Annotated in this window: 27 protein-coding genes and 2 pseudogenes; 12 read left to right on the top strand and 17 right to left on the bottom strand. The window is 72.2% G+C overall.

Annotation, left to right across the window (positions count from 1 at the left end; all coding sequences use genetic code 11):
- Positions 1-141 precede the first annotated feature (141 nt).
- The 9 genes from V1633_RS13390 to V1633_RS13350 form a co-directional block, all read right to left on the bottom strand.
- Positions 142-756, bottom strand: coding sequence for a MarC family protein (locus V1633_RS13390; RefSeq protein ID WP_331214601.1), 615 nt, complete (start codon positions 754-756; stop codon positions 142-144).
- A 24-nt stretch (positions 757-780) separates the two neighbouring features.
- A complete protein-coding gene (locus tag V1633_RS13385) occupies positions 781-1,647 on the bottom strand; it encodes a PHP domain-containing protein (RefSeq protein ID WP_331214757.1) in 867 nt (288 codons plus the stop codon).
- Positions 1,648-1,755: 108 nt separating this feature from the next.
- Positions 1,756-2,952, bottom strand: coding sequence for a hypothetical protein (locus V1633_RS13380; RefSeq protein WP_331214600.1), 1,197 nt, complete (start codon positions 2,950-2,952; stop codon positions 1,756-1,758).
- Positions 2,949-3,791: a SigE family RNA polymerase sigma factor gene (locus V1633_RS13375; RefSeq protein ID WP_331214599.1), complete on the bottom strand. Its 843-nt coding sequence runs from the start codon at positions 3,789-3,791 to the stop codon at positions 2,949-2,951. Before V1633_RS13375 ends, V1633_RS13380 begins: the two co-directional genes overlap by 4 nt.
- Positions 3,792-3,933: 142 nt before the next feature.
- Positions 3,934-4,812 (bottom strand): PH domain-containing protein, encoded by an 879-nt coding sequence (locus V1633_RS13370; protein WP_331214598.1) that lies wholly within the window; start codon positions 4,810-4,812, stop codon positions 3,934-3,936.
- A 6-nt stretch (positions 4,813-4,818) separates the two neighbouring features.
- A complete protein-coding gene (locus V1633_RS13365; RefSeq protein WP_331214597.1) occupies positions 4,819-4,977 on the bottom strand; it encodes a hypothetical protein in 159 nt (52 codons plus the stop codon).
- Positions 4,978-5,096: 119 nt separating this feature from the next.
- Positions 5,097-5,792, bottom strand: a complete 696-nt coding sequence (locus tag V1633_RS13360; RefSeq protein ID WP_407952009.1) for a DUF6758 family protein — start codon at positions 5,790-5,792, stop codon at positions 5,097-5,099.
- 187 nt (positions 5,793-5,979) lie between these two features.
- Positions 5,980-6,618 carry a TrmH family RNA methyltransferase gene (locus V1633_RS13355; RefSeq protein WP_331214595.1) on the bottom strand — a complete coding sequence of 213 codons (639 nt, stop codon included), beginning with the start codon at positions 6,616-6,618 and terminating at the stop codon, positions 5,980-5,982.
- 106 nt (positions 6,619-6,724) lie between these two features.
- Positions 6,725-7,291 carry a hypothetical protein gene (locus tag V1633_RS13350; RefSeq protein ID WP_331214594.1) on the bottom strand — a complete coding sequence of 189 codons (567 nt, stop codon included), beginning with the start codon at positions 7,289-7,291 and terminating at the stop codon, positions 6,725-6,727.
- Between the two features lie 650 nt (positions 7,292-7,941).
- Between V1633_RS13350 and trxA the strand changes: the two genes are divergently transcribed.
- The 3 genes from trxA (at position 7,942) to V1633_RS13335 (ending at position 9,984) form a co-directional block, all read left to right on the top strand.
- The gene (trxA, locus tag V1633_RS13345) at positions 7,942-8,310 is read left to right on the top strand and encodes a thioredoxin (RefSeq protein ID WP_331214593.1); all 369 of its coding nucleotides are present in this window, start codon (positions 7,942-7,944) and stop codon (positions 8,308-8,310) included.
- A 181-nt stretch (positions 8,311-8,491) separates the two neighbouring features.
- Positions 8,492-8,929 carry a hypothetical protein gene (locus V1633_RS13340; RefSeq protein ID WP_331214592.1) on the top strand — a complete coding sequence of 146 codons (438 nt, stop codon included), beginning with the start codon at positions 8,492-8,494 and terminating at the stop codon, positions 8,927-8,929.
- The gene (locus tag V1633_RS13335) at positions 8,926-9,984 is read left to right on the top strand and encodes an MFS transporter permease (RefSeq protein ID WP_331214591.1); all 1,059 of its coding nucleotides are present in this window, start codon (positions 8,926-8,928) and stop codon (positions 9,982-9,984) included. The genes V1633_RS13340 and V1633_RS13335 overlap by 4 nt, the downstream gene beginning before the upstream one ends.
- Here the strand turns inward: V1633_RS13335 and V1633_RS13330 are convergent.
- Genes V1633_RS13330 through V1633_RS13320 form a run of 3 tightly spaced genes read right to left on the bottom strand, consistent with a single transcriptional unit; the run spans position 9,960 to position 12,390 of the window.
- Positions 9,960-10,367, bottom strand: coding sequence for a thiol-disulfide oxidoreductase DCC family protein (locus tag V1633_RS13330; protein WP_331214590.1), 408 nt, complete (start codon positions 10,365-10,367; stop codon positions 9,960-9,962). The two genes, V1633_RS13335 and V1633_RS13330, sit on opposite strands and share 25 nt — an antisense overlap.
- Positions 10,368-10,399: 32 nt before the next feature.
- Positions 10,400-11,212 (bottom strand): sugar phosphate isomerase/epimerase family protein, encoded by an 813-nt coding sequence (locus tag V1633_RS13325; protein WP_331214589.1) that lies wholly within the window; start codon positions 11,210-11,212, stop codon positions 10,400-10,402.
- The gene (locus V1633_RS13320) at positions 11,209-12,390 is read right to left on the bottom strand and encodes a Gfo/Idh/MocA family protein (protein ID WP_331214588.1); all 1,182 of its coding nucleotides are present in this window, start codon (positions 12,388-12,390) and stop codon (positions 11,209-11,211) included. Before V1633_RS13320 ends, V1633_RS13325 begins: the two co-directional genes overlap by 4 nt.
- A gap of 264 nt (positions 12,391-12,654) precedes the next feature.
- Here V1633_RS13320 and V1633_RS13315 point away from each other — a divergent pair, with 264 nt between their 5' ends.
- Both V1633_RS13315 and V1633_RS13310 read left to right on the top strand, forming a co-directional pair.
- Positions 12,655-13,686 (top strand): LacI family DNA-binding transcriptional regulator, encoded by a 1,032-nt coding sequence (locus V1633_RS13315; RefSeq protein WP_331214587.1) that lies wholly within the window; start codon positions 12,655-12,657, stop codon positions 13,684-13,686.
- An 80-nt stretch (positions 13,687-13,766) separates the two neighbouring features.
- Positions 13,767-15,326 (top strand): Rv2578c family radical SAM protein, encoded by a 1,560-nt coding sequence (locus V1633_RS13310; protein ID WP_331214586.1) that lies wholly within the window; start codon positions 13,767-13,769, stop codon positions 15,324-15,326.
- Between the two features lie 174 nt (positions 15,327-15,500).
- Here V1633_RS13310 and V1633_RS13305 read toward each other — a convergent pair.
- Positions 15,501-15,683 (bottom strand): annotated as a pseudogene (locus V1633_RS13305) (winged helix-turn-helix transcriptional regulator); the annotation flags it as partial.
- 190 nt (positions 15,684-15,873) lie between these two features.
- Here V1633_RS13305 and V1633_RS13300 point away from each other — a divergent pair.
- The 3 genes from V1633_RS13300 (at position 15,874) to V1633_RS13290 (ending at position 17,710) form a co-directional block, all read left to right on the top strand.
- A complete protein-coding gene (locus tag V1633_RS13300; RefSeq protein ID WP_331214585.1) occupies positions 15,874-16,506 on the top strand; it encodes an NAD(P)-dependent oxidoreductase in 633 nt (210 codons plus the stop codon).
- Positions 16,507-16,524: 18 nt separating this feature from the next.
- Entirely contained in the window at positions 16,525-16,932 is a 408-nt protein-coding gene (locus V1633_RS13295) for a CoA-binding protein (RefSeq protein WP_331214584.1), read from the top strand.
- A gap of 166 nt (positions 16,933-17,098) precedes the next feature.
- Positions 17,099-17,710: a DUF4190 domain-containing protein gene (locus V1633_RS13290; RefSeq protein WP_331214583.1), complete on the top strand. Its 612-nt coding sequence runs from the start codon at positions 17,099-17,101 to the stop codon at positions 17,708-17,710.
- Positions 17,711-17,758: 48 nt separating this feature from the next.
- Here the strand turns inward: V1633_RS13290 and V1633_RS13285 are convergent, their stop codons facing one another.
- Positions 17,759-18,610 (bottom strand): SDR family NAD(P)-dependent oxidoreductase, encoded by an 852-nt coding sequence (locus V1633_RS13285; protein WP_407952013.1) that lies wholly within the window; start codon positions 18,608-18,610, stop codon positions 17,759-17,761.
- Positions 18,611-18,801: 191 nt separating this feature from the next.
- On the opposite strand from V1633_RS13285, the gene V1633_RS13280 reads away from it, so the two are divergent.
- Together V1633_RS13280 and V1633_RS13275 are read left to right on the top strand one after the other, a co-directional pair.
- Entirely contained in the window at positions 18,802-19,350 is a 549-nt protein-coding gene (locus V1633_RS13280) for a DUF4190 domain-containing protein (protein ID WP_331214581.1), read from the top strand.
- A 24-nt stretch (positions 19,351-19,374) separates the two neighbouring features.
- The gene (locus V1633_RS13275; RefSeq protein ID WP_331214580.1) at positions 19,375-19,845 is read left to right on the top strand and encodes a DUF4190 domain-containing protein; all 471 of its coding nucleotides are present in this window, start codon (positions 19,375-19,377) and stop codon (positions 19,843-19,845) included.
- Between the two features lie 41 nt (positions 19,846-19,886).
- Here V1633_RS13275 and V1633_RS13270 read toward each other — a convergent pair whose 3' ends face one another.
- The 3 genes and pseudogenes from V1633_RS13270 to V1633_RS13260 form a co-directional block, all read right to left on the bottom strand.
- Complete coding sequence (locus tag V1633_RS13270; protein WP_331214579.1) at positions 19,887-21,353, bottom strand: WD40 repeat domain-containing protein; 1,467 nt, start codon at positions 21,351-21,353, stop codon at positions 19,887-19,889.
- The gene (locus V1633_RS13265; protein ID WP_331214578.1) at positions 21,343-21,825 is read right to left on the bottom strand and encodes an RNA polymerase sigma factor; all 483 of its coding nucleotides are present in this window, start codon (positions 21,823-21,825) and stop codon (positions 21,343-21,345) included. Before V1633_RS13265 ends, V1633_RS13270 begins: the two co-directional genes overlap by 11 nt.
- 259 nt (positions 21,826-22,084) lie before the next feature.
- Positions 22,085-22,960 (bottom strand): annotated as a pseudogene (locus tag V1633_RS13260) (DMT family transporter); the annotation flags it as partial.
- A gap of 163 nt (positions 22,961-23,123) precedes the next feature.
- Here V1633_RS13260 and V1633_RS13255 point away from each other — a divergent pair.
- Together V1633_RS13255 and V1633_RS13250 are read left to right on the top strand one after the other, a co-directional pair.
- Positions 23,124-23,840, top strand: coding sequence for an HAD family hydrolase (locus tag V1633_RS13255; protein WP_331214756.1), 717 nt, complete (start codon positions 23,124-23,126; stop codon positions 23,838-23,840).
- A 63-nt stretch (positions 23,841-23,903) separates the two neighbouring features.
- Positions 23,904-24,431 (top strand): hypothetical protein, encoded by a 528-nt coding sequence (locus tag V1633_RS13250; protein WP_331214577.1) that lies wholly within the window; start codon positions 23,904-23,906, stop codon positions 24,429-24,431.
- Positions 24,432-24,651: the final 220 nt, after the last annotated feature.

Here is a 24,651-nt window from a genome sequence, read left to right as displayed (position 1 = left end):
CTCCCGACACCAGGAAGCGAGAAACGCCCCGACCCGGATCGGTACGGAAGGAGTCCGCGCAGCGCGAGCCGCCCCGGGCCACCCGGTCCAGCCGCCCGGCAAACTCAGCCTGGCCAGCTGAGGCCAGCTCGGTCGGCCAGTTCAGGACGCGAGACGGTGGGCGTCCACGAACGCGATCACCGCGTCGGCGATCAACTGCACCGCGATCGCGGCCAGCAGCAGGCCGGCGATCCGGGTGAGCACCTCGATCCCCGCCGGCCGGAGCACCTTCACCACGATCCCGGAGAAGCGCAGGATCACCCAGACCGCCGCCATCACCAGCACGATGCCGACCCCGATGGACAGGAAGTCCGGCACCCCCTCGGCCTCCTGGACGAAGAGCATGGTGGCGACGATCGCGCCGGGACCGGCCAGCAGCGGCGTACCCAGCGGCACCAGTGCGACGTTGGAGGTGGTCTGTTGGTCGGGGCCACCGGTCTTTCCGGTGAGCAGTTCCAGCGCCACCAGGAGCAGGAGCAGGCCGCCGGCGCCCTGCAGCGCCGGCAGGTCGACGTGCAGGTAGTCCAGCAGTGTCTGCCCGGCCACCGCGAACACCACGATCACGCCGAGGCCGAGCGCCACCGCCTGCCAGGCGGCGCGTACGCGTTCCCGGTGCGGCATCTGACCGGTCAGCGCGACGAAGATCGGGACCATGCCCGGCGGGTCGGTGATCACCAGCAGGGTCACCAGGACCTCGCCGAGCAGCTTCAGGTTCACGCGCTCACGGTAGCCGTGACACGATCACCGTTCTGGCAGGTCAGCCGGCCTGGTGAGCGGGGCCACGCCGCTGGCCGTCGCCACGATCCGCTCGTACGCCTCAACCCCGGTCGTGTACGCGCCGAGCCGGACGGTCTTGTGCGTGCCGTGGAAGTCGGAGGAACCGGTGACGAACATCCCGAGTTCCCCGGCGAGGGCCCGTACCGCCTCCCGCTCGGCCGGCGAGTGGTCCTCGTGGTCGGCTTCCAGCCCGGCGAGACCGACCCCGGCCAACTCCACGATCAGCGAATCCGGCACGATCCGCCCCCGCCGGCTGGCCCGGGAGTGGGCCAGCACCGGTACCCCACCGGCCTGGCGGACGAGCCGGACCGCACGGAACACGTCGATGTCGTCCTTGGGTAGCCGGTAACGCTCGCCCAACCACTGCGGCGCGAACGCCTCGGCGGTGCTGTTGACCAGGCCGGCCCGGATCAGTGCCGCCGCGATGTGCGGCCGACCGACGGTGCCGCCACCGGCGTGCGCCAGGATCTCCGGCCAGCTCACGTCGATGCCGTCGGCACGGAGAAGTCCGACGATCCGTTCTCCGCGTACCTCCCGGGCCGCCCGGACCCGGGTCAGCTCGGCGACCAGGTCCGGAGAGTCCGGGTCGAAGAGGTAGCCGAGCAGGTGCAGCGGGATCGACGGCTCGGTGCCGGACCACCGGCAGGAGAGTTCGGCGCCGCGGATCAGGGTGAGGCCCGGCGGCAGTGCCCGGCCCGCCGGTCCCCAGCCCGCCGTGGTGTCGTGGTCGGTGATGGCCAGCACGTCGAGCCCGGCGGTCCGGGCGGCGCGGACCAGTTCCGCCGGGCTCAGGGTGCCGTCGCTGGCGGTCGAGTGCGTGTGCAGGTCGATCCGGGGTACGCCGTCCGGCGGCGCCGACCGGACCGGCCGGGTCGGGTTCGGGTCGGCAGGCGGTGTCAGTTCGGCAGGCGTCTGCTCAGCGGGCGTCACGGCCCGAGGCTACTGCCCGGTCGGCCCGGCCATCAGCCTCGGTACGAGCTGCCAGCTCTCGTTGACGCCCTCCGGCAGCGGCATGGTCTGCTCGGTGCCGTCGGTGGCGCAGCGGACGACGCTCTGGTCGTTGCCGGTCACCACCGTGCGGGAGTCCGCCCAGACCGGATCGACAAGGGCGTCGCCCGGGCAGTCGACGGCCACCGTCCGGCCGTCGAGGGCCTTGCCGACGTCGATGACGGAGACCTCGGTCCCCCGCCGTGCGGCGAGCCACGCGCCGTCAGGTGCCATCCCGTCGCCGGAGACCTCCAGGCCGGCACCGGACGGCGACCCCGCCGGCCCGAATTCGCAGGCACCCCCGCCGCTCGGCGCCAGCCGGCCGGCGGTCGCGGTCAGCCTGGCCAGACAGTGCGTGCTGTTGTCCTTGCCGGCGACGAGTCCGAGCAGATCGTTGCCGCGCACCCCGTAGATCGCCGTGACCTCGGCGTTCGGCGCCGGCGGCACGGGCTCGGCCAGGTCGACGACGGCGTAGCCACGTCCGCCCTCGGAGATCACCGCGCGGTCGCCGGTGAGCGCGACCGGCCAGCTTCCGGCCGGCACTGGTACGTCTCCCAGCACCGCCATCCCGTTCGAGGTGAGCTTGGCGAGATAGAGCGTCGCGCCGAGTTGGAAGGCGAACCGCTCGCCGTCGGCGCTGAGCACCCACCGGCCGTGCTCGCCGCTCAACGAGAGCGAGGATCCGTCGGTACGGAGGAAGCGGACCTTGTCCACTCCGGCGTACACCCAGCCGGCCGGCACCCGATAGACCCGGGTCACCTCGCCGACCCCGCTCAGCGGGAGCCGCCGCCCGTCGGTGGTCCAGAGCTGGTCGCCGCTGCGGATGTCGAGCCCGATCCCGGTGTCCACGCCCGGGGCCGTCGTCGTCTCGACCGGTGCGCTGAGGTCGGGTTCGATGCCGTCGGCGTTGAACCCGGCCACGCTGGTGGCACCCCGGTCGCCGGTCAGCCAGCCGCCGCCCAGTGACATCACCCCACCGACGACGAGCACCAGGGCGGCCGATACGGCGATCAGCGAGGCGGCGGCCCGCCGCCGCCGGGCGACCCGGCCGTGCCGGATCACCCGAGAGGCGACGTCGTCGGCGACCGGCGGCGTCTCGACCCGGGCGGTGAGCATCTGACGTAGCGAGTCTTCCAACATGATCGTCACGCTTCCGCTCCGAGCGCGGGAACGGAGGACGCCGGCACGGTGAACGCGGCGGCCGCCCGTCGGGTCCCGGTCTGGCGCGGCTGGGGCACCGCGGACTCGCCGCCCGGCCGGCCACCGCCGGACGGAAGCGGCACCGCGGGCTCTCCGGCCGCCGGCATCCCCGCCGGTGTCCCGGACCCGGCGGTCGCCGGCATTCCGGGCCGGACAGCCACCGGCGTGCCGGTCCGCGCGGTCGCCGGCGTCGCGGTCAGACCTGACGACGGCGTCGGGTGAGCGGTCTCGCCGACGGTTCGGAGACCCGGGGCGGTGGGCAGTCCGGCGCTGGCCGGGTCGACCATCCGGTCGGCTTCGGCGCCGAGCCGGCGGCGCAGCGTGTTGAGTGCCCGGGAGGTCTGGCTCTTCACCGTGCCGGGCGAGATGTTGAGCATGGCGGCGGTCTGGGCCTCGGAGAGATCCTCGTAGAACCGCAGCACCAGGACCGCCCGCTGGCGTACCGGCAGTGCCTGGAGGTGTCGCCACAACCGGTCGCGTTCGAGCTGGGTCTCGATCTGGTCGGGCGCGGGTCGCTCGGGCAGGATCTCCGTCGGCCGCTCACCGTGCCACCGCCGCCGCCACCAACTGGTCGCGGTGTTGATCAGGACCCGTCGCGCGTACGGCTCGACGGCCTCGATCTCACCGAGCCGCCGCCAGGCCAGGTACGTCTTGGTCAGCGCGGTTTGCAGCAGGTCCTCTGCCGTGGCCCAGTCCCCGGCCAGCAGGTACGCGGTGCGAAGCAGGGCCGCCGAGCGTGCCGCGACGAACTCCCGGAACTCCTCGTCCATCGAGTGCCTCGGCGCCACCTGTCGCCTCCCCCCGCCGTGTGACGGAAAGGCTGCCATAGCCAGCCGGTCAGGTCTATCGCGCGAATAGGTGCGATTCCATTCGAGGTTTGGACAGAATCCGATGTTCCGGGACAGAAGTCCACCGCGCCGGTGGGCAAGGTCACGCCCCGTCGTCGGCCTTGGCCTCCTCGGCCTCCTTGCCCAACCGCGCCTCGACAGCCTGCGGCTCGTACATCTCCTCGACCACGCGCAGGTAGAGCTCGTTCGGGTTGGGCAGGTACTTGATCTCCCGAAGCGCCTGCTCCTGACCGGCGGACTCCAGCACGAACGTGCCGTAGTTGAGCGCCCGACCGAGCGGGGACTGCTCGTATTTCATATCTGTCACGCGCAGCAGCGGCATCATCGCGACCCGCCGGGTGATGATGCCATTGACCACCATCACCCGCTTATTGGTCAGGATGAAGCGGTCGAAATACCAGTCGGCCACCTTCCAGGCCACCCAGCCCATGATCGCGAGCCAGACCAGGACGGAGAGCGTGGTCAGGGTGCCGCCACCCTCACCCGCCAGCCAGCCGGCGAGGTAGCCCAGCACGAAGGTGGCCAGGAGGCCGACCAGCAGCGGAGTGGCCAGCGAGATCTTGTGCCGCTTCCACTCGCCGCGGTACCGCTCGGTGGGGAAGAGGTAGCGGGCGACCAGCGCCGTCGGCTCGTCCTCCAGCGGCAGCACCCGGCGCGGGCCGAGGGGCATCCCGGAGGCGTCGACGCGGAGGCCGGCCAACTCCTCCTCGGAGATCTCCGGACCGTCGTCCGGGTCCCGGACCCAACCACGGGTGCCGGCCCGACGCTCCTCGCCGTATCCCATGCCGTCCGGGTAGCCGGGATCGTCCGCATAGGACGGTCCGGCGGAGTAGCCCGGCCCGGGGCCGAACTCGGGCCCGTCATCGGGTCGGACCCGGGGGATCGGCTCGGTGTCCCGCTCACGGCGGCGACGCTCGGCGTCGTCCTCGGGCTCAGGGGGTTCACCCGACGGATTGCCCATGGGCGGCTAGGCGACGAGGTCGGTGAAGAAGTCGCCGAAGCCCTGGGCGACGTCCAGGATGCTGCTCCCCAGCGACTTGAAGACGTCGGCGGCGGAGTTCGGCTGGTAGGCGATGAAGAAGATCAGGAAGGCGATACCGCCCCAGGTGAAGACCTTTTTAAGCATGGCGGGCCATCCCTCCGTGCGGTACCGGGCTGCGAACCGCGGCAAAACCCAGAGTATCAGTCGGCTGTCCTACGGTGAATACACCGCGTACGCTCTCCGCCTCGGCGCGGTCGGCCATTTCAGACCCTCCCGTGCAGGTAGGGGGACGGAGCACCGTACACAAGCTCAGATGGTGTCCACTCGGCAAGGTCGTGGAGGACCACGTCTTCCGCGAGGAGGTAACCTGCGCTTGCCGGCCAGGTTATCGCATAGAGCCAGATCCCCCGAGCTTCGCCGGCGTAGGCGCTCCGGTCTGTCGGAGATTTGACTGCCCACAGTGGAGTCGGGTGTCCGCCGGCGGTGACCTTGGCAGGTGCGACCCGCTCCGCGTGCCCGGGTCCCGCCTCGGTCAGCGCGTCGGTGAGCTCGGGGCCGGGATCGATGCCGGTGGTGCCGGCGAGCCGGGCGCCCAGCCCGACGCCGGGCTCCTCGGCCACCAGCACCAGGTCGGCCGGCCCGCCGCCGAGTGGGCTCGGCCCACTGCAGGCCACCGCCGTCGCCCGTACCCCGCTCCGGTCGTCGCCCGCCCAACCGACCCCGGTGATGGTCCACGCCGACGGGAGCGGCCACGGGCACCAGAGCGGTACCGGAGGGGTCGACGGGTCCGCCCGGTCGACACGGTCCACGAGGCCCGGCACCCGGTCCACGGTCGGGTCGGCCACGGGGTCCGCGATGATCCGCTCCACCGTGCTGGCCACGATCTCCGGCCCGATGTGCTCCGCCACGTGCAGCGGGGCGACCGGACCGCAGTGCGGACAGCGCCAGGCGGAGTGCATGAGGCCGGGCGGTCGGACTTGACCGCCGCAACGTGGACAGCTCACCGCAACACCCACGAGAACTACAGTCGTCGTACCAGTGCCCCCGAGTCAAGCGAACCGGCTCTTTTGGCCCATCTCCGTACGCCGGGGACGTCTCTGGGCGCGGAGGCGGAGGAGGCGCGCGGTCGTCGTCGAAGCCGGCGGATCATCCCGGCTGGTCCGGCGGCGGGCCGCCGTACGCCCGGATCCAGGCGTGCATGGCGATCCCGCTGGCCACCCCGGCGTTGATCGACCGGGTCGAGCCGTACTGGGCGATGGAGAGGATCTGTGCGCAGGCCGCCCGGGCCGGCGCGGAGAGCCCCGGCCCCTCCTGCCCGAAGATCAGTACGCACCGACGGGGCAGGACGACGCTCTCCAGCGGCCGGGACCCGGGCAGGTTGTCGATCCCGACCACCGACAGTTCGTGTCCGGCGGTCCAGTCGAGGAACGCCTCGATCGTCTCGTGGTGGCGTACGTGCTGGTACCGGTCGGTCACCATGGCGCCACGCCGGTTCCACCGGCGCCGGCCGACCACGTGCACCTCGGCGGCGAGGAAGGCGTTCGCGTTGCGGACCACCGTGCCGATGTTGAAGTCGTGCTGCCAGTTCTCGATCGCCACGTGGAAGTCGTGTCGTCGGAGGTCGAGGTCGGCGACGATCGCCTCCCGCCGCCAGTACCGGTAGCGGTCGACCACGTTGCGGCGGTCGCCGTACGCCAGCAGTTCCGGGTCGTACCGGGGGTCGGTGGGTGGCTCGCCGGGCCAGGGGCCCACCCCGACCTCAAGCTCCACCTCGACACCCTCCACGGTCTGCAGAGGGTACGGGCCGCCGTCCGGTCGGCCGATCGCAGGTCCGGACCCTCTCCCCCGGCCCGATCCCTGCTCCGCGGGTCGGTCCCCGGCGGGCAGCGGGTCAACCGGTCGGGCGTAAGCCCAGCGCCTCACCGAGCCGGTCCAGCAACTCGCGCTGCTCGGGTTCGACCGGGTCGCCGAACGGCCGGGGTCGGCCGTCGGGGCCGGCGGCCCGGCACACCCGTGCCGCGACGGACTGCACCCACTGCCGGTACGCGGCGGAGTCCGCCGGGTCAGCGTGCCGGGCCAGTGTCGCGACCACCGTCCGGCAGGATCGGAGCAGTTCCCGCAGCCCTCCGTCGGCGTGGTGGGCACGCACCGGGGCGGAGTGCCCGTCGTCGGACTCCGCGTAGATGGCGGCGACCACCGCACGGACGAGTTCGCTGTCGAAGGCCCGACCGGCGGCGATGCCGTCCAGTCCCGCCAGGCCCTCGGCGACGGTCCGGGCCGGGTTGCGCGGACTGGTCGACGAGGCCGCCACGATCACCCGGCCGGGCAGACGGATGAGCAGCCGCCATTCCTCCGGGGAGTAGGCGGCCGTGGCGGCCAGCCGGGCGTCGCGCGTGGTGCCGCCGGCGGGTTCTGGAGCTGTGGCGCCGGCCGGGTCCGGGGATCCGGTGTGACTCATCGCGGCCTCCCGGAGTCAGCATATGCGGCTCTCGTGGGAAGGGTCCCGTTCTGCCCGGAAAGTTCCATCGGTGGGTCCACCGCGTTCCGGCGACCGCCACCGGCGGTCGCCGCGCCTGCCGCGGGTTCACGATCGGCCGACCCGCGCCACCCGGAGGCGGTGCGTTAGTCAGCGTTAAGGGAACTGGGGGATTCAAAACAACCCCGGACGCAATGAGCGGCGGGGCCCTCCCCGGCGCCCGCCGCCCACGCTCTGATGGGAAAGATTCTGCCCGATCACACCCGTCCCGCAGAAGAGTCCGGAAGGAGATCGGGCTCACAGTTATCTTTTTGTAACGTTACCGAACGTGAGGATCCGTACGCGACCAGCCATCCCATATGTCACCTGTTTCCGCTTGCCAAGCCGCAAATTTCCCGATCACAACCGGACTGGCCAGCGGATCAGCTGGAAACGCTCCCATAACTGGCGGTGATGGGACTGTGTCGTCGATGTTTCACCCCCGCCTGGCATCGCCGAGGGATCCGCGTCGATGCCCGCCGCGACGTGACGCGCCCCACGATGACCGTTTCAACCCCCGGTGACAGGGAATTCACGGAGGATGGAACGAGTTCCCCCAGGAGCAAGTTCAATTGCGGTGATCGGAGTGATCAATGGCGACCGTTGAGCTGACCACAGCCAACTTCGACGAGGTGACCGAGCAGCCGGGCATCGTGTTGGTCGACTTCTGGGCCGACTGGTGCGGTCCGTGCAAGCGGTTCGCCCCGATCTACGAGCGCTCCTCGGAGAAACACGAGGACGTGGTCTTCGGCAAGGTCGACACCGAGGCGCAGCAGGACCTGGCCGTCCGGTACGGCATCCAGTCCATCCCCACGATCATGGCGGTCCGCGACGGCGTGGTCGTCTTCGCCCAGCCGGGGATGCTGCCCGAGTCGGCGCTGGAGTCGCTGATCGAGCAGGTCCAGGCGTTGGACATGGAGGACGTCCGCAAGCAGTTGGCGGACCACGAGCACAGCCACTGACCTGACCTGACCGGGCGGCCCGCCGCCCGCACCAGATCTGTCGCGCCGGCCGGATCCCGACCTCGGGGTCCGGCCGGCGGTGTCTGACCCCCGGCTCCGGCCGGACCCCCCTCTGGAGGCAGGACACCGGCGCCGATCCGGGACGTACGGAACCGGCCGGAGCGCGTAGGGTCTCGTGGCGATGGACGCGTTGACGAGGCGGGGCCGTACCCTGCGGGTCGGCATCACCACCCTGGTCGGTGCCGTCCTGCTGGCCGGCACCCTCTGGGGGCAGGACGACCACTTCCCGTTCGGGCCGTTCCGGATGTACGCCGGATCCAACCCACCGAACGACCCCGCCCCGGACACCCGGGTCGAGGGGGTCGACCGCACCGGCTCGGTGATCGCGCTGGACCAGGCCAACACCGGGATCCGCCGGGCGGAGATCGAGGGCCAGCAGAGCCGCTACGTCGCCGACCCCACCCTGTTGCGGCAGGTCGCCGACGCGTACACGGACCGGCACCCGGGATCGCCCGAACTGGTCGAGGTCCGCATCGTGATCCGTTGGTACGGCGTCCGGAACGGCCAGCCGACCGGGACGTACGTCGACGAGACGACGGTCAGCTGGCGGGCGTCATGACGTACCGGACGTTGCCGGCCGCGATCTCGCGGTGGCTGACCGAGCCGGTGCCGCGGGGTCGGATCGCCGCCTTCCGCACCCTCGTCTACCTCTTCGTCGCCGCCGACCTGGTGATCTTCACCCCGTGGGTACGTCACAAGACCGACATCCCCGGCGAGCTGTACCAACCGCTCCTGGTCGGCCGGCTGCTCCCGCTGCCCACTCCGAACCCGCTGCTGGTCGAGGTCATCTTCTGGGCACTGCTGCTGCTCTCCCTCGCCGCCGCGACCGGGCGCGCGCCCAGGGCCCTCGGCTGGCCGGTCTTCCTGCTCTACTTCGAGTGGATGATCATCGCGATGAGCTACGGGAAGGTCGACCACGACCGGTTCGCCTTCCTGGTCGCCCTCGCCGTACTGCCCACCGCCGGTCGGGCCCGGCACGGCGACGGGGAACGGACCGAGGCTGGCGGCTGGGCGCTGCGGGTCACCCAGATCGCCGTGGTCTGCACGTACTTCCTGGCCGCCTGGGCCAAGCTGCGGTTCGGCGGCATCGAGTGGCTGACCAGTTCGGTGCTGGCCAGGGCGATCATCCGGCGGGGCACCGAGCTGGCCGACCTGATCGCCCAGGTGCCCTACCTGTTGATCGCCGCCCAGTTCGGCATCATCGCGTTCGAGCTGCTCAGCCCGCTCGTTTTTGTCGTCTCAGCCCGCTGGCGCCAGGCGGTGGTCGCCTTCTTCTACTCGTTCCACCTGGTCACCTTCGCCACCATCACGATCTCGTTCGCCCCGCACCTGGTGGCGATGACCAGCTTCCTCGAACTGGAGCGGCTCCGTCCGATCGACCGGCTCGTCCGGTGGCGGGCCCGGCGGTCAGGCGGCGACGCCGGGCCAAACCGAATCGGCGAGCCGCGGCCCGCCGGGCCAAACCGAATCGGCGAGCCGCAGCCTGTGGCACCGTCCGTCGAGGCCGCCGACCCGCCCGGCACCGTCGGTTCGCCCGCCAACTCCGGCGGAATCGGCGGCCCGGCCGTCCCGCCGGAAGCCCCGCCGGTTCAGCCCTCGCCGGCCGTGCCGTAGAGCCGGTCCCGGGTCGCCTGGGGCAGCGCGCAGGCGGCGGTACCGCCGGGGAGCCGGTGCCGGTTGCGGGCCACCCAGCGGTACGTCGGCCAGGCCACCGCCCGGACCGGCGGCAGCCGCAGTGCCGCGCCCAGCGCCCGCCAGCCCGGCCGGCTCGTACCGAGCAGTCTCGCGATCGCGTCCGGCCCGGCCGCGCGTACGCCGTCGGTGCCGACCCACCAGACCGCCTCGTCGCACTGCTCGACGGTCAGCCCGAGTTCCTTGAGGTCGGCGAACTGCCAGGGCAGCACCCGGACTCCGGTCGGGATCCGCCGGTCGATGAAGTCCGCGCACTTGCTGCAGAAGGCGCAGTCGCCGTCGTACACGAAGGTGGCTCGGTCCATGGGACCATCCTCCTCCGTCCGGAGGTCGCCGGCTAATCCACGTGGGCCAGGTAACCGGCCAGGGTCCGCGCCAGGATCTCGGTGCCCGGTCGGGCCCAGAGCCCGGCGTGGAAGACCTCCACCTCGATCGGCCCGGTGTAGCCGGCCGCCTCGACCGCGTCCCGGAACCGACGCAGTTCGACGCAGCCCTCGCCGGGCAGCCCCCGACCCAGCAGCACACCCTCGGGCAGCGGCGTGATCCAGTCGGCGACCTGGAAACAGGCGATCCGGTCCTCCCGACCGGCCCGGGCGATCTGCGCCCAGACCTGGTCGTCCCACCAGAGGTGGTACGTGTCCACCACCACCCCGACCACGTCGGCCGGGTACGGCGCGGCCAGGTCCAACGCCTGGCCCAGGCTCGCCACCACACACCGGTCCGAGCAGAACATCGGATGCAGCGGCTCGATCGCCAGCCGTACCCCGGCGGCGCGGGCGTGCGGCACCAGTGCCCCGATCGCCTCACCGACGTGTGCCCGGGCGGCGTCCAGGTCCCGGCTGCCCTCGGGCAGTCCGCCCGAGACCAGTACCAGCACCGGTGCCCCGAGGACCGCCGCCTCGTCGATGGCGCGCCGGTTCTCGTCGTACCAGTCGGGGGTGTTGAAGAAACCACCCCGGCACAGTGAGGTGACCGCGAGCCCGGCGTCGCGGACCAGTTCCGCGGTCTTGTCCAGGCCGTACGCGTTGGTCTCCTCCCGCCAGAGGCCGAGCTGGCCGACCCCGGCCTCGACGCAACCGGCGACGAGTTCGGGGATCGGCCAGTACTTGGCGGTCGCCTGGTTGAAGGAGAAGCGGTCCGGCGCCGTCACGCCGACTCGCCTTCCGTCCGCAGCTCGGGGATCTCGACGCGCCGGCCCTCGCGGGCGGAGGTCAGACCGAGCTCGGCCAGCTGAACCCCGCGCGCGCCGGCCCAGAGGTCCCAGCTGTACGGCTCGTCGAGGACCACGTGCCGCAGGAACAGCTCCCACTGGGCCTTGAAACCGTTGTCGAACTCGGCGTTGTCCGGGACCACCTGCCACTGTGACCGGAAGTCCTCGGTCGCCGGCAGGTCGGGATTCCAGACCGGCTTCGGGGTGCTGGCCCGGTGCTGGATCCGGCAGTTGCGCAGCCCGGCGACGGCGCTGCCCTCGGTACCGTCCACCTGGAACTCCACCAACTCGTCCCGGTAGACCCGGACCGACCAGGAGGAGTTGATCTGGGCCACGATCCGGCCGTCCTGGCCGGGGCGCTCGATCTCGAAGATGCCGTACGCGGCGTCGTCGGCGGTGGCGTCGTAGCGCTCGCCGGCCTCGTCCCAGCGCTGCGGGATGTGCGTGGTGACGTGCGCGCTGACCGAGGCGACCCGGCCGAAGATCTGCTCCAGCACGTAGTGCCAGTGCGGGAACATGTCGACGGTGATGCCGCCGCCGTCGGCGGCCCGGTAGTTCCAGGACGGCCGCTGGGCCTCCTGCCAGTCGCCCTCGAAGACCCAGTAGCCGAACTCGCCGCGCACCGAGAGGATCCTGCCGAAGAATCCGCCCTTCACCAGCCGGTCGAGCTTGCGCAGACCGGGCAGGAAGAGCTTGTCCTGGACCACGCCGTGCTTGATGCCGGCAGCGTCGGCGAGCCGGGCCAGCTCGACCGCGCCGTTGAGGTCCTCGGCGGTCGGCTTCTCTGTGTAGATGTGCTTGCCGGCCTCGATCGCCAGCTTCAGCGCCTTCTCCCGCTGGGCGGTCACCTGGGCGTCGAAGTAGATCTGCACGTCCGGCCGGGCCAGCGCGGCGGCCAGGTCGGTGGTCCACTCGGTCAGACCGTGCCGGTCGGCGATCTCCCGCAGCTTCGTCTCGCTCCGGCCGACCAGCACCGGTTCGGGCCAGAGCCGGGTGCCGTCGGGCAGCGGCAGCCCGCCCTGCTCGCGGAGGGCGAGCAGGGACCGGACCAGATGCTGTCGGTAGCCCATCCGGCCGGTCACCCCGTTGAGCACGATGCCGATCGTCGTACGGGCCATACGTCGCCTCCTCAGGCTGGCTGATCCGCGCCGCTCGCCGAGCCGGGTGGGACGGGTGGGTGGGGGCCGGCGGGCGCGGTGGTCGTAGCGCGGAAGTTCCGGTGCCCGAGCGGGCCGGTAAGCGCTTTCCTGCGTACGCTACCGAGCGTCCTCCGGTTCGGGCAAGGGGCCACGGATCACGTCGCTGCCGAAAGACCGGTGCGGGACCGCGCTATCCTCACCTGCAACCCGGTCACCGGATGCGCGGGAAAGGGACTGGAGTCCATGGCCACACTGGCGGATGTCGCACGGCGAGCCGGCGTGTCCCCCGCCACCGCGTCCCGGATCATCAACGGCAGCCCCAAGCCGGTCACCGAGGCGTTGCGCGAACGGGTGCTCGCCGCCGTCGAGGAACTCCAGTACGTGCCGAACGCGCACGCCCAGCAACTGGCCCGCAACCACCGCAGCGCGGTCGGCGTCATCGTGCACGACGTCTCCGACCCGTACTTCTCGGAGATCACCCGGGGGCTGCAGCGGGTCGCCACCGAACACGGCCGCCTCGTCATCATCTGCAACACCTACCGCGACCCCGACCGGGAGCTGGAGTACGTCGAACTGCTCCGGGCCAACCAGGCCGCCGCGATCATCCTCGCCGGCTCCGGGTACCACGACGAGGAGTTCACCCGCACCCTCGACGCGAAACTGCGGGTCTACCAGGCCACCGGCGGTCACGTCGCGGTGATCGGCCGGCACGAGCACAGCGGTCACGCCGTCATCCCGGCCAACGAGGCGGGTGGGCACCTGGTCGGCACCGAACTGTTCGGGCTCGGCCACACCCGGATCGGCGTCGTCGCCGGCCCCCGCCACCTCACCACCACCACGGACCGGCTCGCCGGGCTGCGCCGGGCCGCCCGGGAACACGGCCGGAAACTCTCCACCCGGCAGATCGTCTACGGCGACTTCGACCGGGCCGGCGGGGCCAACGCCACCGCCGCGCTGCTCGACGCCGAGCCGGAGATCACCGCCATCGCGGCGTTGAACGACTCGATGGCGATCGGCGCCCTGGCCGTACTGCGGGAGCGGGGCATCGAGGTGCCGGGGCGGATCAGCGTGATCGGCTTCGACGACATGCCGATCGCCCAGGACGTCACCCCCGCGCTCACCACCGTCCGGTTGCCGTTGGCCGACATGGGCGCCCGGGCGATGACCCTGGCCCTGCAGCCGCCGGAACCGTTGAACACCCCGCAGATCGAACACGTCAGCGCCGTACTGGTGCGTCGGGAGAGCAGCGCCGGACCTCCCCCGGCTCTCGGCTGAGAACGTACGCCGCACCGGGTGGGTGGGTCGGCGCGTGTCGCGGTTGCGCGGCTCGTCGTACATGTGTTCGAATACTGGCCATGCGCTGGGAAAACCTGTCATCGGCTCCCCACGATGACGCGGTGGCCCCGCCGGGGGCGGCGCCAGTGGCAGGGGCGGTGCCGTCAGCCCTGCCACTGGCGCTGCCCGGCGCCGTCACCCGCACCTTCGACACTCCCGGCTTCGCCGGCATGACCTTCCACGAGATACGCGCCAAGTCGATCATCAACCGGGTGCCGGGCACCTCCCGGGTGCCGTTCGAGTGGACCGTCAACCCCTACCGGGGCTGCAGCCACGCCTGTGTCTACTGCCTCGCCGGCGACACCCTGATCCTGCTCTCCGACGGTCGCACCCGCCCCCTGGCCGAGCTGCGGGTCGGCGACGAGATCTACGGCACCGTCGCCCAGGGCAACCACCGGCGCTACGTCCGTACCGAGGTGCTGGCGCACTGGTCGACGGTGAAACCGGCCTACCGGATCGTCCTGGCCGACGGCACCGAATTGACCGCCAGCGGCGACCACCGGTTCCTCACCCCGCGCGGCTGGAAACACGTCACCGGCGCGCCGCCGGGCGAGCCACCCCGTCCCTACCTGGCGATCACCGACAGTCTCGTCGGCACCGGCCGGTCCGGTGCCGACGCCGCCCCGGCCGGAGCCGGCGACCGGCTCGACGGCACGGTCCTCAGCGACCGGACGGCGCTGCGGATCCGCCGGATCGAGCCGCTCGGGCAGGAGCTGACGCTCTACGACATCACCACCGGCACCGGCGACTTCATCGCCAACGGCGTGGTCAGCCACAACTGCTTCGCCCGCAACACCCACACCTACCTCGACCTCGACCCCGGCCGCGACTTCGACAGCCAGGTGATCGTCAAGGTCAACGCCGGCGAGTTGGTCCGCCGCGAGCTGGCGGCGCCGAAGTGGCGGGGCGGGCACATCGCGATGGGCACCAACGTGGACTGCTACCAGCGGGCCGAGGGCCGGTACCAGCTGATGCCGCAGATCCTGGCCGCGCTGCGGGACTTCGCCAACCCGTTCTCGATCCTGACCAAGGGCACCCTGATCCTGCGGGACCTGCCGTTGCTCCGGCAGGCGGCGGAGGTGACCCAGGTCGGTCTCTCCGTCTCGGTCGGTTTTGTCGACGAACGGATCTGGCGGTCCGTGGAGCCGGGCACCCCGAGCCCGCGACGCAGGTTGGACGTCGTACGGCGACTGACCGACGCCGGCTTCGCGGTGGGCGTACTGATGGCACCGATCCTGCCCGGGCTGACCGACACCGACGACGCGATCGGCTCGACGGTGGCCGCGATCGCCGAGGCCGGGGCGGCGAGCGTGACACCGCTGCCCCTGCACCTGCGCCCCGGAGCACGACAGTGGTACGCCGCCTGGCTGGCCCGGGAGTTCCCGCGACTCGTGCCGCGCTACCGGGAACTGTTCGGCAACGGCTCCTACCTGCCGCAGGAGTACCAGCGGGAGGTGACGGCCCGGGTCCGGATCGCCGCCCGACGGCACGGTCTGCACCGCCCCGAGCCGGGCGAGGCCCGTCAGGTGCCGCCGAGACCCGCTCCGGCGCCCGTCGCCGAGCAGCTCAGCCTGCTCTGACCACACCCGACCTGATCCGACCAGCGAATCAGCGTGCTCCGAGTACGCTGCCGGCCGAGGCCGAGTACGCCTCCCGGGCGTCGAGCAGTTCCTCCCAGTGCTCCTCCGCCCATCCTCCCAGTGCTCCTCCGCCCAGTTGCAGAGCGCCGCCATCGGTCCTCGCAACAGGCTCAGGCCCAGCGAGGTGAGCGCGTACTCGGTGTGCCGGACCGGCCCCGGCCGGACGGTGCGGCTGATCAGGCCGTCGCGTTCGAGGCCCCGCAGCGACCCGGTGAGCACCTTCGCGGTGATGCCGCGCAGCGGAACCCTCAGTTCGGAGAAGCGGCGGGGGCCGCCTTCGAGACAACGGAGGACCATCCCGGCCCACTTGTCCCCGGTCCGGAGCGGCACCAGGCCGGACGGGCAGAGCGGGTCGAACATGTCCGGGCGCAGCGGCTGCTGAGACATGGTGTCACGGTAGCCGGTATCCGAACGGTAACCACCGACGTGGATACCGTCGGCGACCGGTCGGGCAACCGGGCCCGGCCGGTGACCGGAGGGTTGTCGGATGAGCAGGATCGTGGTCTTCGGTGCGGGTGGTCGCGGTGGGCGGGCCGCCGTCGAGGAGGCACTCCGGCGGGGGCATCGGGTCACCGCCGTCGTACGGGACCCGGGCCGGCACCCGGACCTGACAACCGGGGACGTACGGGTCGTCGCCGGCGACGTCACGAGCGCCGACGACGTCGCGCGGATCGCCGCCGGGCACGATGCCGTGATCAGCAGCGTCTACGACCCCGCTGTCGCGCCCGACGTCTTCTTCACCGCCGCCGCACGGGCCCTGCTGACCGGGCTGGCCCGGGCCGGGGTGCCCCGGCTGCTGGTGGTGGGGCTGGCCTCGGTGCTGCCGAACGCCGACGGAACGCCCCTGATGGACACGCCCGGGTACCCGCAGGAGTACCGCTCCTTCTTTCTCGGGCACGCCGCCGGAATGGACGTGCTCGTCGCCGCCGACGGGACGGACTGGCTGGTGGTGAGTCCGGCCGGTGACTTCGACCACGGCGGCACCCGGACCGGGCGGTACCGTACGGCACCGGCCGAGGCGACCAGCCGGATCTCATACGCCGACTTCGCGATCGCCCTGCTGGACGAGATCGAGACCCCGACCCGGCACCGTACGCACGTCGGTGTCGAGGAGGGCTGACGGAGCTACAGTCGCGGGGTGCGTGACGCTCAACAGATCCTGGCCGACGCTCAGGTGATCGCCGTCGTCGGTGCCTCCCGCGACCCGTCGAAGCCGGCACACAGCGTGCCGCTGCAGATGCAGCGGCACGGCTGGCGGATCATCCCGGTGAACCCGCAGGCGGACGAGCTCTTCGGGGAGAAGGTCTACCGCTCGCTGGCCGAGATCCCGCACCCGGTCGACCTGGTCGACGTGTTCCGCCCCGCCGAGGACGCGGTCCAGGTGGTGCGGGACGCGGTCGCGATCGGCGCACCGGCGGTCTGGCTGCAGCTCGGCATCGTCTCGGCGGAGGCCCGGCGGATCGCCGAGGAGGCCGGCGTCGACTACGTCGAGGACCGCTGCCTGGTGGTGGAACGGGCCATCGGCGGCCTCTCCCGCCGCGCCTGAGCCGGCACCGCTCGCCACTGCGCCGGCCGCCGCTCATCGCCGAGCCCGTCGCCCGCCCGCCGTTTCCGCTGGTCGCGCTTTCAGCGACACGGGACGGACTATCTCGGCAATCCCGGAGAAAAGGGAGCATCGGGCGGTAGCGTCTCTGGGCGAGGAGGGCAAACTGATGAGCTACCCAGGCCCCGGCGAGCCCCAGGACCCCGAGGAGTCCGCGCGACCGCCGGGACAGTCCTCGGGTCAGCCGGGCGGGCAGCCCGGCCCGCAGGACCAGCCCGGCGAACAGCACCAACCGGGCCCGCCCGGCGGCTACGGCCAGCCCGGCTACCACGGCGACCCTGGCCAGTACGGCGACGCCGGCCGGTACGACCAGCCCGGCGGCTACGGCCAACCCGGGCAGTACGGCCAACCCGGCGGCTACGGCCAGCAGGGCCAGTACAACCAGTACGACCAGTACGGCCAACAGGGCGGCTACGGACAGCCCGGCCAGTACGGCCAACAGGGCGGCTACGGACAGCCCGGCCAGTACGGCGAGTCACGCGGCGTCAACGTACTCGCCATCCTGTCGCTGGTCTTCGCGTTCGTCTTCGCGCCCGCCGGCATCGTGCTCGGACACCTGGCCCGCCGCCAGCTCGCCCGCAGCGGCGAGCAGGGCGGCCAGCTGGCGCTCTGGGGTCTGATCCTCAGCTACGTCTTCACCGCGCTGTACGTGATCCTGTGCTGCGGGTGGCTCGCGCTCGGCCTCTGGGCCGGGTCGGACGGCAACGGCGGAACCTACTAGGGCGGAGCGGCGCCGGGCGGCCGCCCGGCGCTCCGACCTGCCGGCTGTCTAGCGGAACTCCGCCTCGCGCACGCTGTTGCCCCCGTCCACCACCAGCATCTGTCCGGTGATGTACGACGCGGCCGGCGAGCAGAGGAAGGCGATCGCGGCGGCCACCTCGTCCGGCGTACCCGGCCGGCCGACCGGGGTGTCGAGCCCCTGCTTCAGCTCGGCCATCGTGGACGCCGCGGTGTAGATCTTGCCGGGAGCCACCGCGTTCACCGTCACCCCGTCGGCGATCATCTCCAGGGCCAACGCCCGGGTCAGCCCGACCACGCCGGCCTTCGCCGCCGCGTACGCCGCCTCGGTCGGTAGGGCGTTGACCGGGCCGGCGGTGGCGGCCAGGTTGACGATCCGACCCCACCCACGCTCGGACATCCCACTGATGAACGCCCGGCTGCACAGGAACGCGGTGGTCAGGTTCCGTTCGATCTCCCGGTGCCACTCGTCGTAGCTCAACTGGACAACCGGCCGGAGCACCTCCGGGCTGGCCCGACTCGCCAGGCCCGCGTTGTTGACCAGCACCTCGACCTCGCCGAGTTGCTCCACGACCGCATCCGCGAGCGCGCCGACCTCCGCCTCGTCGGTCAGGTCGGCGACGAATCCGATGGCACCCAGTTCGGCCGCCCGCTCGTGGATGCGACGGGTCGTCGAGACGATCGCCACCCGGGCACCCAACCCGCAGAGTCGCCGGGCGGTCGCGTACCCGATCCCGTCCGGGCTGCCGGCACCGGTGACCAGCGCGACCTTGCCGTCCAGCCGCATCGTCACCGGCTCGTCCTCGCCGGCCGGCAGTCCGGACCCGTTGTCGATGCTCTCCGAGACGCTGCTCTGCGGACCGGTACGGGTACGACGGGCCAACGCGGGACGCGTGGCGCCTCGGCGCGGACGGTTGCCCGCCCTGTCACCTGCGCGCGCTTCGAATACCATGCCCGCGATCCTGCCCCGTCCGGACGATACGGGCAATGCCGCACCGCCGACCGGGACCACCGGGTTGGCGGGCGACGACTACCCTGGCGACGCATCTCGCGTGGACGGAGTGAGCATCCCAGATGAGCGACCCTCAGCCGAGCAACTATCCCAGCGATCCCTCCTGGCAGGCGCCATCCCCGGCTGGCTATCCGGACCCGCCCCAGACGCCCACGTACCAGCAGTTCGAGCAACCGGGCCAGGCCACCGAGCCGGTTTCGCCGGTGACCTATCCGACAAGCGGTGATCCGGCGACCGCCGTCATGCCGCCCGGTGCCGTCCACTACCCGGTGCCCGGGTACCCGGCTCCCCCCGGCTACCCGGTGCCCGGCTACCCGTTCGTCGCCGCGCCCGCCACCAACGGAATGGCGATCGCCGCGCTGGTGGTCAGCATCGTCGGCATGTTGGGCATCTGCGCGTACGGCCTGGGTGGCTACCTCGGCATCGTCGGCGCCATCCTCGGCCACGTCTCGCGCAAGCAGATCCGGGAACGGGGCGAGGGCGGGGACGGACTCGCGATGGCCGGCCTGATCGTCGGCTGGATCGCCGGCGGCATCGCGGTGCTCGCCACCATCGGTTTCATCATCCTCGGCATCGTGGTGGCCAACCAGGACTCCGGCTCCAATTACTGAACCCCCTCATCAGCAGGAGACAGCGTGACTTCGCCCAACCCCGCCGATCCCACCAGCGGCGCCACCCCGGGAGCGTACGGAGAACCCACCTCCACGCCCTACGGCGAGCCCACCAGTGGCGCCGCCCCGGGGGCGTACGGCAATCCCGGCGCCGCCCCCGCGCCGTACGGTGCGGTGAACCCGACGCCCGCCTGGGCACCGGGCTACCCGCCGCCGTACGCGGGGCCCAGGCCGACCAACGGCATGGCGATCGCCTCCCTGGTCACCGGAATCGTGGCCCTGTTCAGCTGTTCACTGCTCGGCGGCGTCGCCGTCTACCTGGCCAAGCGGGCGCGTGAGGAAATCCGGACGAAGGGCGAGGAGGGCGAAGGTCTCGCCACCGCCGGTCTGGTCATCGGCTGGATCGGTGTCGGGCTCGGCGTGCTGACCCTCGTGTTCCTGCTCCTCTACTTCGGTGTCGTCGGATACGCGATCTTCTCCAGCACCAACACCTGAGCTGATCCCCGCCGGGCTGACCAGGACTGCCGCAGTCCTGGTCAGCCGGCGGGACCGGCAGTGGCCGCGCGGGCACGCCAGCGGCGTACCCGGCGGAACAGCAACCAGCCGACCAGCCCGAGGCCGCTGGTGACCAGGCCGCGCCACCACCACGGCCACGGTCCCCGGTCGGGGTCGCCCGGGTCACCGATCCGCAGATCCGGCAGCAGTCCTCCGGCGAACCACAGGTCGTTGACCCGCGCCGTTCTGCCGACGCCCTGACCGACCCGGGCGAGGGTACGCGTCGTGCCGTCCAGCGACTGTCGCACGATCTCGTAGTCCTCCGCCTCCACCCCGAGCAGCACCGCGTCCGACGACGTCCAGCCGAGCAGCGTGGTCCGGTGCGGCGTGCCGGCCCCCGCCGCCGGCAGCGGGGTGGGCGTCCCGGTCGTCCCGCCGGTGGCGTCGAGCAGGGCCAGTGCCCCGTGCGTCACCTCAAGCCGCTGTACGACCAGCCACCGACCGTCCGGCGACCAGGCGGCGTTGCTGTTGAGGTGGTAGCCCTCCGGCATGGTCAGGGTCCGCTGCCGGGTACCTGTCAGGTCGAGGATGTCGATCCTGCCGGCTTCCGTCGGCACGGCGAGCAGGGCACCGTCGGGCGAGACCGCGACCCTGTCGAACATGTCCGCCTTACGGACCCCCGGGAGTGGACTCACCTGCCCGTTGCCCACGTCGAGAATCACCAGCCGGGCGTCCGTCGACGACTCCTCCCCCCACGGCTGGTCACGAAGCTCGACCACCAGACGGGTTCCGTCCGGAGTCCAACTGAGCGGAAACGCGGCGGCGGGCGGGTCGAGCAGGAGTTCCCCAACCCGACCGGTCCCGAGGTCGACCAGGTCGAGGTGGTCGGTGACCCGGGCCGAGTCGGCGACCGCGACGCGACCACCGTCGGGGCTGAGCAGGGACTCGGCGGCGTGCCATTCGCCGTCCGGACCGGTGACACCCCGGTCCTCCGCCAGGTCGAGCCGGCGGTACGTCCGCCCGTCGGCACCGAGTACCAGCACCTGACTGGTGCCGAGCCGGGTACCGAGCGATCCCTGCCGGTAGAGCGCCACCGCCGGCCCGGGCGGGGACGTCGACACCGGGGCGGTGAGCAGCGACATCCCGGCGAACCGGGACGGCAGGATCGGGGCGTCCCCGGCGGCCGGAACGGAGTCCGCCCCGCCCAGACCCGGTACGCGCAGGCCGAGGCCGGGAGCCACGGTGGCCGAACCGAGCACGGTGAGCACCGCGAGCGCGGCGAGCACCGGCCCGGACCACCGGCTCGACATGAACCGGACCGGCCAGCCGCCCAGCGCCAGCCGCCGCCAGCCGCCCGCCCGCTGTCGATCACCAGCGGTACGGCGGGTGGCCGGGTCGCGCCGCCCCGCCCGGGCCCACAGTTCCTCGGCGGGCGGCGGTACGACGGTCAGCCCGTCCGCGACACCGCGCAGTCCCTCGCCGATCCGACGTTCGAGGTCAGTCGTCATTGAGCTGCTCCTGGAGGACGGCGAGGGATCGGTGCAGCAGCGACTTCACGGTGCCCGGTCGGCAGTTCAGCGCGGCGGCGATCTCGTCGATCGGCAGGTCGAGGTAGTAGCGGAGGAAAACCACGGAGCGCTGCCGTGGTTTCAGCCGGGCGAGCGCCGCCCGTACGGCGGTGGTGGTGCCGTCCGGCGGGGGCAGTGCCGACGCGGTCCACCGGGCGCTGTCACCGTGCCGGCGTTCCAGGATCCGACGCCGCAGCCACGAGTGGCACCGCGACACGACGGCCCGGCGCAGGTACGCCACGGGTTGCCGGACGTCGTCGCGACGACGCAACCATTCGATGAAGACGTCCTGCACCAGGTCCTCGGCGACGGTCCGGCTGCCGATCGTCACATAGGCCAGCCGGACCAGCGGGACGTAGTGCGCGGCGTACACCGCGTCGAAGGTCGGCTCCACCGGCGCCGAGGTCTGCACCAACACATGGTGAAGGCGCGCCGGTCAGGCGTTTCGTTGCACCGTCTCCGGCGTTGTCGGGTCGAACGTGGGAAGGCCGGCATCGGAGCCGGTCGGACTCGGGTCAGGGGCGGGCGGGCCCGGATCGGCCCGGACCCGGGTCAGGCGCGGACGGACCGACCTCCGACACGACCGGACCCAGGTCGGGCGCGGACGGACCGACCCCGGCCGGGCTGGGAGCCGGTTCCGGCACCGTGCGGCCGGCTTCGGAGGCGGCGCGGCGGGCGGCACGGGCCTCGGCGTGCAGCACGACGGCGACCCCGGCCAGCAGCAGCACCAGGCCGGGAAGCGCCGCGGCCCGGGGCACCTGTTCCAACCACAGCCAGGCGATCAACGCGGCGCCGGGCGTCTCCAGCAGGATGAGCACGCTGATCGTGGTCGCCGAGATCCGCCGCAACGCGTAGTTGAACATCGAGTGGCCGAGCAGTTGGGCGCCCGCCACCAGGCCCAGCACGGCGAGCCAGGTCGGCCCGTCGAAGCCGGTCAGTCGTACGCCGCCGACCAGACACACCACCAGCAGTACCAGGGAACACGTGCCGTAGCAGATGGTGGTGTACGTGATGGTGCTGGTGGTCCTGCGGGCCCGCTCGCCGAGTGCGGTGTACACCGCCGCCGCCATGCCGCCGCAGATGGCGAGCACGTCACCGAGGACCGCCTCGGCCGAGCCGACACTCAGGTCCGCCCCCACCGCCCAGACCGCGCCGAGCACCGCCACCCCGATGCCGACCCATCCGCCGACCGGCAGCCGCCTGCCCTGGCCCAGGGCGATCAACCCCTGCCAGACCGGCTGGGTCATCACCAGGGCGGTGGAGGTGGCCACCGCGGTCAGTTGGGCGCTCGGCATCCAGGTCGCGAAGTGCACGGCGAGGGCGAGACCGGCGAGTACGCAGAAACCGGCCTCGCGCCGCCCGGCTCCGCGCATCAGGGCGCGGAACTCGTGCCGACGGCGGACCAGCGCGAACGGCCCGAGCACACCGACGGAGAGGATGTTGCGCCAGAAGGCGACCGCCAGCGCGGGAGCGGCGGCGAACGCGATCAGCGGCGCGGAGGACGAAACCGCGACCACCGCGATCGCGACGGCGGCGACGCTGAGCATGTCGACCGGGTTTCGGGGCGGTGGAGCAGCGGGAGGCACGGAAAAATCCTCACATGTCACGGCGGGCCACTATCTGATCAACAAAGCGTTACCATCGACCGATCTCGCTCCGACAACCCCCGGTCCGGAGGCCTGCTCCCCCATGCCCACACACCGGTCCCGCCTGCCCGCGTACCGGGCGGTGCTCTTCGACTTCTTCGGCACCCTCACCTGCGCGATCCGACGCGGCGAGCAGCACGCCGAGGTCGCCGCGCTGCTCGGCTGCCGGCCCGAGATCCTGGCCGACGTCCTCGACGCGTCCTTCTATCCGCGGGCCAGTGGCGCGTTCGGCGACGCCACGGCCACCCTACGCTGGCTCTGTCAGAAGGCCGGCGGACGACCGGACCAGGCTGACCTCCCCGCTGCGGTCGCCGCCCGGGTCGAGGCGGTACGGGCCGACACCCGGCTCCGCCCTGAGGCGGTACCGGTGCTCCAGGCCGTACGTCGCCGGGGGCTGCTGACCGCCCTGGTCACCGACTGCACCCACGAGTTGCCCGCCTTCCTGCCGGAACTGCCGGTCGCCCCACTGCTCGACGTACGGGTCTGTTCGGTGCAGGTCGGTGCCTGCAAGCCCGATCCGGCGATCTACCTGGCCGCCTGCCAGCGGCTCGGCGTCGCCCCCGCGCAGTGCCTGTACGTCGGCGACGGCGGCAGCCAGGAGCTGACCGGGGCCGCCCGGACCGGAATGACCGCGATCCGGCTGGCGGCGCCCGATCTCGACCGCCATCTCGTCTTCAACGACGACATCGGATGGCAGGGCCCGACCCTCAGCTCGCTGGCCGAGCTGCCGGGCCTGCTGGACAGGCTCACCGCGCGCCCGGCGCTGCTCACACCGACCTGACGCACCGCCGGACCGGGTGCCGGGATGTCCGCCGGGTACCGCGTCGCGCCCCGGTGCGGCAGGATGCGGGATGTGACAGACAGTGGTGCCGAGCACGCCGGACCGCCGCTGGTCGCGGAGGCGATCAAGAAGGCCGCCGTGGCCTGGGTGGCGGTCGAGGGCCGTTCCCCGGTCGCGCTGTGGTGCATGCCGCTCGACGACGCCCTGTACGTCGTCACCGGTCCCGGTGAGCAGGCCGCTCCGGGCCTTGCCGACGCCGCCACGGCCGAGGTGACGATTCGCGGTGACCACGGTGGCCGGATCGTCACCTGGCCCGCCGAGGTGACCCGGTTGGCGCCGGAGGGCGAGCAGTGGACGACGGTGGCGCCCCAGTTGGCCGCCAAGCGGCTCAACGCCTCCGGCAGCCCCGCCGAGTTGGCGGAACGCTGGGCGGCGGCCGGATGCGCGGTCAGTCGGCTGGCCCCGAGCGGGGCACCGTCGGCGGCCGGCGGCACCCTGCCGGACGACTCCCTCGCCGCGCCGCCCCGGGAGACCCCGGCCGTCCGGCGGGCCGCCCGGCCGTTCCGGCTGCACCGGGTACGCCGCCGCTGAGACCCGGCCCACGACCGAGACCGGCGCCACACAGGCGAAGACGGCACGCCGGGGCCGAGACCGGCGCCACGCCGCCGAACGCGCTGCCGGGACGGCCACCGAGACCGACGCCACACAGCCGAACGCCGCGCGCCTCAAGGGGCTAGGCGCGCGGCGGGCTGCACCGATCGTCGCACCGTCCGGCCACGGCGTCTACGGCCGAACCGGCTATTCACCTACC

The sequence above is a fragment of the Plantactinospora sonchi genome, assembly GCF_036422035.1.
Classification (GTDB): domain Bacteria; phylum Actinomycetota; class Actinomycetes; order Mycobacteriales; family Micromonosporaceae; genus Plantactinospora; species Plantactinospora sonchi.
This window is presented reverse-complemented; position numbering and strand designations above follow the sequence as displayed.

What these genes read in the sequence shown, in the direction of transcription:
- V1633_RS13270 (WP_331214579.1), bottom strand. Translation starts at nt 21,353, where the DNA reads ATGACGACTGACCTCGAACGTCGGATCGGCGAGGGACTGCGCGGTGTC.
- V1633_RS13340 (WP_331214592.1), top strand. Translation starts at nt 8,492, where the DNA reads ATGGACGCGTTGACGAGGCGGGGCCGTACCCTGCGGGTCGGCATCACC.
- trxA (WP_331214593.1), top strand. Translation starts at nt 7,942, where the DNA reads ATGGCGACCGTTGAGCTGACCACAGCCAACTTCGACGAGGTGACCGAG.
- V1633_RS13360 (WP_407952009.1), bottom strand. Translation starts at nt 5,792, where the DNA reads ATGCACTCCGCCTGGCGCTGTCCGCACTGCGGTCCGGTCGCCCCGCTG.
- V1633_RS13250 (WP_331214577.1), top strand. Translation starts at nt 23,904, where the DNA reads ATGCGGGATGTGACAGACAGTGGTGCCGAGCACGCCGGACCGCCGCTG.
- V1633_RS13315 (WP_331214587.1), top strand. Translation starts at nt 12,655, where the DNA reads ATGGCCACACTGGCGGATGTCGCACGGCGAGCCGGCGTGTCCCCCGCC.
- V1633_RS13330 (WP_331214590.1), bottom strand. Translation starts at nt 10,367, where the DNA reads ATGGACCGAGCCACCTTCGTGTACGACGGCGACTGCGCCTTCTGCAGC.
- V1633_RS13290 (WP_331214583.1), top strand. Translation starts at nt 17,099, where the DNA reads ATGAGCTACCCAGGCCCCGGCGAGCCCCAGGACCCCGAGGAGTCCGCG.
- V1633_RS13300 (WP_331214585.1), top strand. Translation starts at nt 15,874, where the DNA reads ATGAGCAGGATCGTGGTCTTCGGTGCGGGTGGTCGCGGTGGGCGGGCC.
- V1633_RS13370 (WP_331214598.1), bottom strand. Translation starts at nt 4,812, where the DNA reads ATGGGCAATCCGTCGGGTGAACCCCCTGAGCCCGAGGACGACGCCGAG.
- V1633_RS13280 (WP_331214581.1), top strand. Translation starts at nt 18,802, where the DNA reads ATGAGCGACCCTCAGCCGAGCAACTATCCCAGCGATCCCTCCTGGCAG.
- V1633_RS13320 (WP_331214588.1), bottom strand. Translation starts at nt 12,390, where the DNA reads ATGGCCCGTACGACGATCGGCATCGTGCTCAACGGGGTGACCGGCCGG.
- V1633_RS13350 (WP_331214594.1), bottom strand. Translation starts at nt 7,291, where the DNA reads ATGAGTCACACCGGATCCCCGGACCCGGCCGGCGCCACAGCTCCAGAA.
- V1633_RS13335 (WP_331214591.1), top strand. Translation starts at nt 8,926, where the DNA reads ATGACGTACCGGACGTTGCCGGCCGCGATCTCGCGGTGGCTGACCGAG.
- V1633_RS13365 (WP_331214597.1), bottom strand. Translation starts at nt 4,977, where the DNA reads ATGCTTAAAAAGGTCTTCACCTGGGGCGGTATCGCCTTCCTGATCTTC.
- V1633_RS13310 (WP_331214586.1), top strand. Translation starts at nt 13,767, where the DNA reads ATGCGCTGGGAAAACCTGTCATCGGCTCCCCACGATGACGCGGTGGCC.